Here is an 11,828-nt window from a genome sequence, read left to right as displayed (position 1 = left end):
TCCTTTTCGATTTGAATTGCCTGCTGCAACAACGATTCGGCCTTCGCATAATCGTCCATGTGCTCGTAGAGTTGACCCAGGTTGAACAGACTGACCGCAAAATCGCGATGCTTTTCGCCAAGGATCTGCCGCTCGGTCTCCAAAGCGTCCAGCGACGGCGCCAGGGCATCGCGATACTTGCCCTACCTTAAAAGCGTCGCGGCCTTGGCATTCAATTCTTCCGCATCGGCAAGCTTTTGGCGTTGCTCCGGAGTCAGTTTTTCAATGAGAAGCAGGTGATCCAAAGTCAACCGGGCGTCGGTCACCTGCCAATGCACATTGCCAAAAAGCTTGATCCTTGTTGCCAGACCCTCGTCGAGTGCCTTTCGCCCAGCGGCAAAGTCTCCGTGCTTCGCCAGCATGTCGCCGAGGAATTCCAGGCCGCTGGCTACATCGTTGTCTGTGTCGCCCCGCACTTCGCGATAGATGGCCAGCGCTTTCTTTCCTGTTTCGATGGCCTCCGCCAGTTTTCCCGAATCGCGAAGCTGACCGCTTTCGCGGGCGTACTTCTCGCCCTCTTGGAGTCGCTCTGCCTGTTGCGGCGAAAGCTGCCGTTCCGGCGCGGGTTGTTGCGCTTGGCAGAACCCGCAAACGAGGAGCGATGCATATAGCAATCGTGAGACGCAATTCACCGCCGCGGCAACTCGCCGCGGAGCGTCCCTGCGTGGGCTGGAATCGCGCGCCATTCTTTTCCTCGATTAGATGCAGTCGGTGCGTCGGTCGCCAAAACGCCATGCAGTATAGCAGCGCCGCTTTGATCGGGCACGAGACTCAGCACGATGTTGCCGCGAACGTTCAACGACCGTATGCTGCCAAGGGCGGGATTGCGGCCCGTTGACCCTCCGGAGATTCTCTCATGGAAACGCGGCAATTCGGAATGACGGACATGCGGGTGAGCGTGTTGGGATTTGGCGGCGCCGAGATCGGGTTCGAAAAGGCGACTCCCGAGGTGGTGGTGCGACTGCTCGACGACGCGCTCGACGCCGGGCTGAATGTGATCGACACGGCCGAGTGCTATCTCGCGAGCGAAGAGCTGATCGGTACGGCCGTGGCGGGGCGGCGCGACGATTTCTATCTCTTTACGAAGTGTGGTCATCCGGAGAAGCCCGGAGTGGCAGACTGGCGCCCCGAATCGCTGTTGGCGAGCATCGAGCGGAGTCTCAAGCGATTGCAGACCGACCGGCTTGATCTAGTGCATCTGCACAGTTGTTCCGAGCAGGATTTGCGCAAGGGCGCAGTAGTCGCAGCGCTCCAACGCGCTCGCGACAAAGGCTACACGCGATATATCGGCTATAGCGGCGATGGCCAGGCGGCCCGCTATGCCGTCGAGTGCGGGACGTTCGACAGTCTGCAAACGTCGCTGAGCATCGCCGATCAGGAAGCGATCGACTTGACGCTGCCGCTAGCCCGCGAGCGCGGGATGGGCGTGATCGCGAAGCGGCCGATCGCCAATGCGGCGTGGCGGTATGCAAAGTCGCCAGAGGTCGAATATCACCGCGTCTATTGGCAGCGATTGCAGACGCTCGGCTACGGCTTTCTCGCCGATCCGGAGAAAGCGGCCTCGATCTCTCTGCGATTCACGCTCAGTATGCCGGGGGTTTGCACGGCGATTGTCGGCACGAAGAACCCCGCTCGATGGCGAGAGAACGCGGCGGTTGTCGCCGCCGGCCCGCTCCCGACAACCCAATTCGAGGCGATTCGCGCAAAATGGAGTGCCTTCGCTGATGCGACTTGGGTCGGACAGACGTGAGACGGTTGGCGTGAAAATGCGAGGCGGGAGCTTCCCCAATCTCCCTATCTGGTGCATAGCCGCGGCGCTGCGCCGTTCGCATTGACCGACGTGCGACGGAACGCTAATTAACAATCCCCGACAGTCTCATTTCGGGGGATTTCGGAAGTTCTTTCCGAGCGAAGTTCCAATACGGAGGCGCATTCCACCGATGGCAGGATGGCTACCGCTGCGCGTACGGACTTCGGTTTCTCGACAAACTTGCCGCACCAGCCCGCGGAATCAGCGCCGCATTCGGCTGGGAGTCGAGCAACTGGAAGACCGCGATCTGCTCGCGGCCGGCAGCGCGGCGAGCCCCCAATATGTTGTGATTCATCCGGCTTCGGTCAATAATCCGGACCCGATCGGCTACACTCCGGCGCAGATTCGCGCGGCATACGGTTTCGATCAGGTGTCGTTCACGGATTTGCACGGCGCGCCCGTCGCGGCGACCGGAGCGGGACAGACGATTGCCATCATCGATGCCTATAGCGATCCGAACATCGTAGCCGACGCGGCAACCTTCAACCGGCAGTTAGGATTGCCGCAGTTCAATCAGCCGAACGGGCCGACGCTGCGAGTCGAGAGCCAAACGGGAAGCACGACCGCCTTGCCGGCGACTAGCCCCGATTGGTCGGTCGAGATCGCACTCGACGTGGAATGGGCCCATGCGATCGCCCCGGGCTCCAACCTTTTGCTCGTCGAGGCCAATTCGGATAGCTTCCCGGATTTGCTGCTGAGCGTGAATCATGCGAAGGTGCAGGCAGGCGTGAGCGTCATCTCCATGAGCTGGGGCGGAAGTGAGTTTCTCGGCGAAACGACTTGGGACTCCGCATTCCTCGCGCGGCGCGGTCATGCAGGTGAGACATTTGTCGCAGCCGCCGGCGACGACGGTTCGCCGCCCGAGTGGCCGGCCGTCTCGCCGTACGTGCTGTCCGTCGGCGGCACGACGCTCAATCTCACCCAGACCAATGGCTATGCGAGCGAGACCGGCTGGAGCGGCAGCAGCGGCGGTGTGGCGGCGTACGAGGCCGAGCCGGCGTATCAAGGCCGCATTCAATCGACCGGCTGGCGGGCAAGCCCGGATGTCGCTTACGATGCCGATCCCAACACGGGCATGGCCGTTTACGATTCGCTTCCCGATTGGGGGCAATCGGGTTGGGTCGAAATCGGCGGCACGAGCGCCGGCGCGCCGCAATGGGCCGCCTTGATCGCCGTAGCCGATCAGGGGCGGGCGCTCAAGGGACTAGGACCGCTCAGCAACGCCCAATCGATGCTGTATTCTCTGCCCGCAACCGACTATCACGACATCACCTCCGGCAGCAACGGCGGCTATAGCGCTGGGCCGGCGTACGACGCGGTGACGGGGCTCGGCTCGCCCCTGGCCAATCTCGTGATCCAGCATTTGGTGAGCGGAGTTCCGGCGGGCTCGGCAGCGCCGGTGACGGGCAATACGGGCGTGAGCGGCGCGTCACACCTGGTTCGCGGCGGGCGGGTGACGGCGGCGTTGGTCGTGACGGAGAGTGCTGACTTCAATGCGGTGATTTCATCCATCCGGCCGACGAGCGCAACATCAGATTCAAATCCGATCGCGTCCGCCGAGAACGGCTCTTCTCGAGCGTTCGACGTATCCGTCGCGCCGACTCAGTACTCCACGGCAGTTCGGCCAGGAAGTGAGTTGCGGGAGGTCTTGCCGATCGTCAAAGGGGATCTTGTAGAGCTTCCTGCCGTTGGCCCTGCCGTCGCCCGCCAGATCGGCGACAGAGTGCACGCAAACCCAATGGCGCTGGATGCCAGCGATGGCGGCTGGCTTTCGCCACCGCTCGTTGACGCCTGTTTGTCGGCGGACGAAATGTCCGCGACCGTCGAGCCACGCCGCCCGGCGCAAGATCGCACGTTTGCCGCATCGCACGGATCGGCGAAAGCCGCGACCGCCGTCGATGACGTCGCGCCCGTTGTCGCCGTCTTGGCGATCCTTCCGGCGGCGGACATGCGGAGGCCGCCGAGAACCGGTGAGCAGACGCGGTGAGCGGCTTAGAATCGCGCTGATGGGCTCACTGACTCGCGGTGCGTCAGCGCTGCGCTCGACGCACCCTACGGCGCTTTGTCCGGATCAGCGCGACGAGGACCAGAACGAATCGAGCGAGTCCATCGTCGATTGAGGAGCGGCGCGTTCCGGATCGACCGCGGCGACTAAGGCCGAAATATCACCTTGAATCGCGCGCAGCAATTGGAAAACCAAAGCGGAGCTGACACCCCCAATCGCTGCCAAACCGACCGAAGCCCATCGGGTACCCTCAATGTTGATTATCCCAAACACCGCAAAGGCAAGGAACGGCGCGGCGACGGCCAGCCCGAAATACCAATAGACGCGCCGGTCGAGATGCAGCAGACGCGCAATTTCCTCCAGGTCGATGCGATCCAGTTGCACCAGTAGCGGATGAAACCCGCGAACCGATACGAACGTGATCATGAAGAATGTCTGCGTCGACGCAATCAAACCGCAGATCACTTGCGAGAGAAAGAAGTACCAATAGTACTGCGTCTTGTCCGGTTCATGCTCTCCGACAAGCCACAGCCAAATGGGGAAGACAAATCCCGACAAGATCCATAGCGCGAACCCGAGCCAAGTAATGTAGTCCCCGACCACCAGGCTGCGACGGCACAATGCCGGCAGGCTTTCTCGATCTGGCGGACTGGCTCGGCTGTAGCCGCGAACCGCCTTGATAACCGGCCACACGAGATAGACCGCCAAGGCGACTCCCAAAATATATGCGATCGAATTGACCGTGAGCACCTGATTCCAAAACACGCTTTTAATGTTCGGTGCGTTTTCGGCTAGCTTTCGGACGATCAACAGATAATTAAAAATCAGGTTCAAGACGCTGAAAACAACGTGTGGAATCACCCCTGCCACAACAAAAACCCAAATCGGATAGTCGCGCATCATCTGCCGCAGCGAGCCCGGTCGCGGACGGAGCAATCGCTGCACGCGGGGTTGCAAGCAGAGCTTGAATTGCCGCGCGGCATCGGCCCCGGTCGCCGGGCGGTCGGCGGGGTTCGGCGCGAGGCAGGTCAGCAGCGCCTGATCGAGCCCCGGCGGCAAATCGCGCGGCAACGCAGCGATGGCGTTGCGAGGCACGCCGGCGCGGCGGCGCTCGGCCAATTGCTTCACCGTGTCCGTGAGAGTTCCACTGACGCGCTCGTCACCGAAGGGCCGCGTGCCGGTCAGCAATTCCCAAAGCATCACGGCCAGCGAATAGATGTCGCTGCGGCCATCGAGGTCCTCGGGACGACGTTCATGGTCCGGATCGTTTGCTTCGAGCTGCTCGGGCGACATATAGGCCAGGCTGCCGCCGAAGTATGCCGCCGGCGTAACCCCGTCCAACTTCGAGGAGAAGCTGATGTTGAAATCGGCCAGCTTCGGCGAACCGTCGGCCGCCAAGAGCACGTTGGCCGGCTTGACGTCGCGGTGCAGCACGCCACGGCGATGGGCGTAGTCGAGCGCGTCAGCCAGACACATCCCAAGCCAGGCCACCGCCTCCGCCCAACTTGCGATTGAAAGCCGCCGTCGATTCGAGGACTCGGTTGGCGATTCGCCATGTCGTTCCAAAGCAGCGTCGATCCCGGCCAATGCCGTTTTGCCGGTCCAAGTCGAGACTGGTGTGTTGCGAGCAAACTGAATTAAATCCTGAAGCGTGCCCCCCGGAACGTGCTGCATGTACATCAGCCGTAGCTTTTCGGCTGGGAGAATGCGTTGATCGTAGACGCGGACGATGTAAGGATGATCCAATTGGGCCAAGGTCTGCGACTCGGTGCCGTGATCGCGCGAGACCTTCAGCGCCACTAAGCGCTGCATCGAACGCTGTCGGGCCAAGTAGACTGCAGCAAACGCCCCTTCGCCGAGCCGCAAGAGCACATCGAAGTCGTCTATCTGTTTGCCGATGTCGCCCGGCGGCCGGCGCCGGCCCACGGCCGTTGAAGTCGTGTGATTGGCGTGTATGTCGAGCATCCGCCGCAATTGCTCCTCTTGCGCCGGAAACCGGCGTAGATAATCGGCTGGATCGGGAGCCTGCGGCAATTGGCGGCGGATGTGGAATTCTTCGTAAATCAAATCGCAGGGGACCTTGCCCGCCTCGGCCAATTCGGGAAACTCGGCAAGATACTCCTCGACCGTCTTGGGCAGATTGTGCTGCTGCCAGCGATATTCGAGATCGACCTTGATCAATTCCGTGAGCACCAGCCGCCGCATCTCGAGCGGCTGGTCAGGCAAGAATTTGCTCAGGGTCGGCGGCCGATCGGGAGATTCCCATGCCCCGATCAACAAATCGACGCGCGCGGAAACATGCTCCAGCGCCACCGTGGCGCCAGCGGGATCGAGCAGCGGCGTTGTGGTGGAAGTGGACGAGGACACGGGACTCACATGGTCACAATCACTTGCCCAACAGCTTGACGACGTTCATTCTATCAGATAATTCGCTCAATTCGTCGCCGTCTTAATGCCCAACTCGCGAAGTTGGCGCGGATCGACCGGCCCAGGTGCTTCGGTCATCAGGTCGGTGGCCTTTTGCGTCTTGGGGAAGGCGATACAGTCGCGGATGTTCGTCAGACCCGAGAAGAGCATCACGAAGCGATCGATCCCCAATGCGATTCCGCCGTGCGGCGGCGCGCCGAATTGCAGCGCGTCGAGCAGGAAGCCGAATCGCTCGCGGGCCTGCGTGCGGTCGATGCCAAGCAATTCGAACACCTGCTGCTGCATTTCCTGGTCGTGGATTCGGACCGTCCCGCCCCCGGCTTCCGAGCCGTTGATCACCAGATCATAAGCCTGTGCGCGGCAGCGACCGGGATCGGTCTTGAGCAATTCCAGGTCTTGCGGGCGGCAGGCAGTGAACGGATGGTGCATCGCCGCCCAGTGCCCTTCTTCGGGATCGAAAGCAAACATGGGAAACTCGACGACCCACGAGAAGTGCATTGCCGTTGGATCGTAGAGCTTCAACTCCTCTCCGAAGCGTTTTCGCAGACCGTGGAGCGCCTTGCAGGTGATCTCGAACGTGTCGGCGACAAAGAGCAGCAAGTCTCCCGGCTCTGCTTGCATTCGCTCGGCGATTTGGGCGAGCAAGGTTTCGGAGAAGTTCTTGGCAATCGGCGAAGCGAGCTTGCGCCCCTCTTCCACCTTGAACCAGGCGAGCCCCTTGGCGCCGGAATTCTGGACGACTTGGGCCGTGAGTTCGTCAATATCTTTGCGTGAATACTTGGCGGCCGCCCCTTTTGCGTTCACTCCGCGCACCCGGCCGCCACTATCTGCCGCACCGCGGAACACGCGAAACTCGGCCTCCTTCGCCAAATCGGTGAGATCGACCAACTCCATGCCATAGCGCAGATCGGGCGCGTCGTGCCCGAATCGCCCCATCGCCTCGTCGTAGCACATGCGCGGCAGCGGCAGCTTGACATCGAGATCGAGCAAGTTCTTCGCCAACCGCTGAACGAGACCGTCGATCATGCCGATCACGTCATCGCCGCCGACGAACGACATCTCGAGATCCAACTGCGTGAATTCAGGTTGCCGGTCGGCCCGCAGGTCCTCGTCGCGAAAGCAACGGGCGACCTGCACGTAGCGATCGTAGCCGGCGACCATCAGAATCTGCTTATACAACTGCGGCGACTGCGGCAGGGCATAGAACGCGCCCTGCTGGACGCGGCTGGGAACGAGATAGTCGCGGGCGCCCTCGGGCGTGCTGCGGCCGAGCATCGGCGTTTCCACGTCGATGAAATCGTGCTCGGCGAAATAATCGCGCATCTCTTTGATCAATCGGTGACGGAGCATCAGCGTGCGCTGCATCTCCGGCCGTCGCAGATCGAGATAACGATACTTGAGCCGAATCTCTTCTCCCGGGAGTTGTTCACTGCCGGGCTGGAATGGCGGGTTCGCGCTCTTATTGAGGATCGTCACTTCGTGGCAGCGGACCTCGATCTCGCCGGTCGAGAGCTTCGGGTTCACCGTTCCCTCAGGGCGCGGGGCGACCTTTCCGGTCACGGCGACGACATATTCCGCGCCGAGCGATCGGGCAATTTCGCGATTGGCGTCGCCCCCTTCCGGGTCGAAAACGACCTGCGTCTTCCCGTACCGGTCGCGAAGATCGACGAACAGCACCCCCTTATGATCGCGGGTCTTATCGACCCAGCCGCAAAGGGTGACCGTTTGCCCGGCATGTGCCCCCCGCAGCTCGCCGCAAGTATGAGATCGAATCAACGCGAGATCCTCGATGAATGGGAGATTCTGTAGGTCAGGGGTCTTCGCCTGACATTGAACGGCCCGCGACTTCAGCCTCGCGGCAGTGACGGCAACATTCTAGATGCTGGCAGCGCTGGCGCAAAGGCGGAAGCACCAGCGAGCCGGTTGCTCTAGAACGAATTCACGACGGGGGCCTCTTTGGTGATCATCTGCCGCGCCATCGTGTAATGATGAAAATGCATCGCGCATTTAATCAGATACACGAACAGCACTGCCGGTTCGCGCCGTCGCTTCAGCAATCGCCCCAGCCGGCGGCGATATTCTTCGCGCAAATGGGCCTCGGGGACCGACCGCATCAGGCGATTGAAGAGGAACAGGCTGCGGGCCAAGTCGCGCGCCTGTGCTTTCAGCCGTTTCCACGGATGGCGGCGCCAATAGGCGGCGCGGCTCTGACCGAACTGAAAGTTTTCGCGGAGAAACAGCGATTCGAGGCGGTCGAAATAGGCTGTCGGCTCGTACAATTCCTGCATTGTTCGCACGTAGCCGTCGCGCAGCTCCTCGCGGGTCATGCCGAAGGGAATGACGTTGGTGCCGAACTCGGTCTCGTCGTCCCGGTCGAGGCGCCCCTCGGCGAGCAGCCGGTCGTAGAGCGGAGTTTTGGGGATCGCGGTGAGCATGCCAATCATGGCGTGCAGAATGCGCGATTCGGCGATCAAATCGCGCTGGGCGGCGAAGATCTCCGGCGTATCGTGGTCGAAACCCAGGATTATCCCGCACCAAACGTCCATTCCTGCCTTCTGCACTGTGCGAATCCGCTCGGCAATTGTCCCACCGCGCCGGATGTTTTGGAACTTCTTCGTCTCGCGGAGCGAGGCCTCGTTCGGGCTTTCGATCCCAATGAAGACGCATTGGATGTTCGCATCGATCATGAGCTGCATCAGTTCGGCGTCGCCGGCCAGATCGAGCGATGCCTCGGTGAAAAACGTGAGTGGATAGCCTTGCGCGCGCTGCCATGCCGCCACGTCGGCCAATAGCAGCTTGATCTCACGTTTGTTGCCGATCAGGTTGTCGTCGACGATGAAGACGATTTCCATCTTCTCTGTCCGCAGCGCCTCCAGCTCGGCGCGAATCTGCGGGAAGGTTTTCAGCCGCGGACGCCGGCCAAACGTGACAATAATGTCGCAGAACTCGCATTGAAACGGGCAGCCACGGCTGAATTGCACGCTGCCGAACAAATAATGCCGCATCGTGAGCAGGTCGAAACGCGGCGGCGGAACGCGTGTCATGTCGGTGCGGTCGGTCTGCTCGTAGCGCCGCTGCCAGCGGCCGGCCTGCCAATCGCGGACGAATTGCGGCCAGGTCTCTTCCGCCTCGCCGACGAAGATGACCTCTGTCAACCCGTCGAAATAGTCCTCCTGAACGCTTACCCACGGCCCGCCGACCACCGCGAAAATTCCGCGGCGCTTTAATTCCGCGAGGATTTCACGCACCCGCTTCCGCTGGACGCTCATCCCGGTGACGCCGACGATGTCGGCCGAACCCAGGCGCGCGAAATCGATCGGCTCGACATTTTCATCGACGAGCGTCACCTCGTGTTCGGCGGGGGTCAGCGCGGCCAGCAACGGCAAACAGGCGACCGGCAGGTTCGCGCGCTTGCCGAACAGCGGCAGCGCGTGCTCCAATCCCCAATAGGAGACCTCGAACCGGGGATTGATGAGGACGATCTTCATACGCGGCACGCGTCTCGAACCAAGACAAAATTGTAAGATTTCCAATCGTCGGTAGCCAGCGACGAAGCAATTTGCACCGTCATCAGACCCTGAGATCCATTTTGTTGCCGCGCAAGTCATGTGAAAATGATCGCTTAGCATTCTGCTATCACAGAATTGCTCTAGTTTCAATTTGGCATTGGCACGACAATCGCTCAGCCGGCCACGACGCTCCGGCAGGATGTCGGAGGTGCGATTGCGTCAAACCGCCGAGAAGGGAATCTCCGGAGCGCGACACGATGCTGGATCTCGATCTGTTTTGCAATTTAGGGACGTTGGCGACCGTGCAACTCTTGGGAATGGCCAGCGCCTGGCTGGCTCGGCTGAGCGAGGGTTCCGCCCATCAAGCCCGTTTTCAGCGATTCTTTTTCCTCAGCCTGATCATCGTCGGATTCGCGACGATGGCCTCGCTGCGCCTGCCCCCGGTTTACTGGCTCATCTCGGCAGTAACCTTCACGCTGATGATCATGGTCGTCGTCTGCGACTTCAACCGTACCGGCCAAACCGACCCCTTCGCCTCCGGCGTCGAGTAAACGCTGCGGTTGCCGTTCTCGCTTGAATCGGCCGAGGTTGCCCGCTGAAGTTGTTCGCTCCGACGGTCACCTGATGACAGGCGTGGATTCTTCAAGCCTTCGCGCGCCGGCACCTTCCGCTGATCCTCCTTCGGAACAGTTCGCCGGGCGTCGGTGTTAGATTCAAATCGCCACGGCGATGCCGCCCGGAGTGAACGGCTTCCGCGCCGATCCCAATCCCTGGAATCTTCAGGTATCGTATAGACAATACCCCTCGATTGACGAGAAACTAATCGCGACCAACGTCCGGCGGTGTTTTTTGAGTTTCTGAAGCTTTGTGGCTTTTCAAAAGCGTGTTCTTCGACTCGATTTGCGATTAGTTCGATCGGGGCCATTTCCATTGGCGAGGTAGACGGGAGCGCAAGCGGGCAATGTATCGACCGACCTCCGCGGAAGAATACAAGCTGAGTGGCAACTTTCAGTCCCTGCGCAAGACGCTTTCGCACCGCCGTTTTGCCGATCGGATGGATCGTCCGCTGGCATATTGGGCACTTCCGAACGATCGGCGATTGCCGCTGGCTTTCCTTGGTCGGACGCTTCGGGACCTGCTCGAAACTCCATTCGAAGACTTGGCGGCAACGCCTGGCATCGGAGAAAAGAAGATCCACACGCTGATCAAGCTTCTCAATCGGGCGACGAAGGATCGTATCGCAACGGGGCTCGACGGCGCCGAACCACGCGCCGAAAAGAAATCCCGCAATCGATCGTCAAGCCGCGAATTCGATCCGTCGATTGTGTCGGAGGCGCTTTGGGACGAGTGGCGGCAGGTCGTGCTAGAATTCGGGATCGGCTTCGAGCGGCTGGGGCGGCTCGCCCCGACGCTCCAGTCCCTGCCCACGGTGATGTGGCACACGACGCTGGAGATCTATTGCGAACGTTCGATCGCCGAGATTCGTGAATTGAAGACACATGGCGAAAAGCGCGTCCGCACGATTCTCGAGGTGTTTTGCTCGGTCCACGAAATGCTCGCCAACTCCAAGTTGGAAAGCCATCTTAGCGTTAGGCTGGTCCCGAAGTCGGTCGTGCTGGTGGAGCGTTGGGTCGACCGGATCGTCGGGGCGGAGGGCCGACTAACGCACGACGCCATTTGCAAGTCCCTGATGGTCCCACTCTTGAAACAGATTCAGAACGATACGGGGCCGACGGTCAGCCGCCTCGCGGAGGGACGGCTCGGAATGAATGGCGATCCTCAGACCGTCCGCCAGCAATCGCGGCGAATGGGGGTTACGCGAGCCCGAGTCTACCAGTTGCTCGAGGAGTGCGCTGAGGTCATGGATGTGCGCTGGCCGGAAGGGCACGCGAAGCTGGTGGCTTTGCGATCTCGGCTGGAAACATCAAGAAACGACGCCCATGCCTTGGACCTTGTTCGCAGGGCGATCGACCTGTTTTTCCCCGATCCCGACGAGCTAGCCGCCCGCGCCGCGCGCGACGGAAGCGAGGATTGAGTT

At 61.0% G+C, this 11,828-nt stretch carries 8 protein-coding genes; 4 read left to right on the top strand and 4 right to left on the bottom strand.

Translation table 11 applies throughout. The features are described 5' to 3' along the window. Positions 1 to 182: 182 nt before the first annotated feature. On the bottom strand, positions 183 to 725 hold the full coding sequence (locus VGY55_12150) for a tetratricopeptide repeat protein (GenBank protein HEV2970713.1): 543 nt from the start codon (positions 723 to 725) through the stop codon (positions 183 to 185). Positions 726 to 895: 170 nt separating this feature from the next. Between VGY55_12150 and VGY55_12145 the strand changes: the two genes are divergently transcribed. Both VGY55_12145 and VGY55_12140 read left to right on the top strand, forming a co-directional pair. After that, positions 896 to 1,789: an aldo/keto reductase gene (locus VGY55_12145; GenBank protein HEV2970712.1), complete on the top strand. Its 894-nt coding sequence runs from the start codon at positions 896 to 898 to the stop codon at positions 1,787 to 1,789. A gap of 190 nt (positions 1,790 to 1,979) precedes the next feature. After that, positions 1,980 to 3,836, top strand: a complete 1,857-nt coding sequence (locus VGY55_12140) for a S53 family peptidase (protein ID HEV2970711.1) — start codon at positions 1,980 to 1,982, stop codon at positions 3,834 to 3,836. A gap of 84 nt (positions 3,837 to 3,920) precedes the next feature. Here the strand turns inward: VGY55_12140 and VGY55_12135 are convergent, their stop codons facing one another. From VGY55_12135 to VGY55_12125, 3 genes are all read right to left on the bottom strand, one after another. Next, entirely contained in the window at positions 3,921 to 6,221 is a 2,301-nt protein-coding gene (locus tag VGY55_12135) for a serine/threonine-protein kinase (protein HEV2970710.1), read from the bottom strand. Between the two features lie 66 nt (positions 6,222 to 6,287). After that, a complete protein-coding gene (gene aspS / locus VGY55_12130; GenBank protein ID HEV2970709.1) occupies positions 6,288 to 8,057 on the bottom strand; it encodes an aspartate--tRNA ligase in 1,770 nt (589 codons plus the stop codon). A 152-nt stretch (positions 8,058 to 8,209) separates the two neighbouring features. Further along, positions 8,210 to 9,769, bottom strand: a complete 1,560-nt coding sequence (locus VGY55_12125; GenBank protein ID HEV2970708.1) for a B12-binding domain-containing radical SAM protein — start codon at positions 9,767 to 9,769, stop codon at positions 8,210 to 8,212. A gap of 278 nt (positions 9,770 to 10,047) precedes the next feature. Between VGY55_12125 and VGY55_12120 the strand changes: the two genes are divergently transcribed. After that, positions 10,048 to 10,341, top strand: coding sequence for a hypothetical protein (locus VGY55_12120; protein ID HEV2970707.1), 294 nt, complete (start codon positions 10,048 to 10,050; stop codon positions 10,339 to 10,341). A 410-nt stretch (positions 10,342 to 10,751) separates the two neighbouring features. After that, complete coding sequence (locus VGY55_12115) at positions 10,752 to 11,825, top strand: hypothetical protein (GenBank protein HEV2970706.1); 1,074 nt, start codon at positions 10,752 to 10,754, stop codon at positions 11,823 to 11,825. The last annotated feature ends 3 nt before the right edge of the window (positions 11,826 to 11,828 follow it).

Source organism: Pirellulales bacterium (genome assembly GCA_035939775.1).
GTDB lineage: Bacteria > Planctomycetota > Planctomycetia > Pirellulales > DATAWG01 > DASZFO01.
Note: the sequence above shows the minus strand (reverse complement) of the source record. Positions and strands in the feature narration are given on the sequence as shown.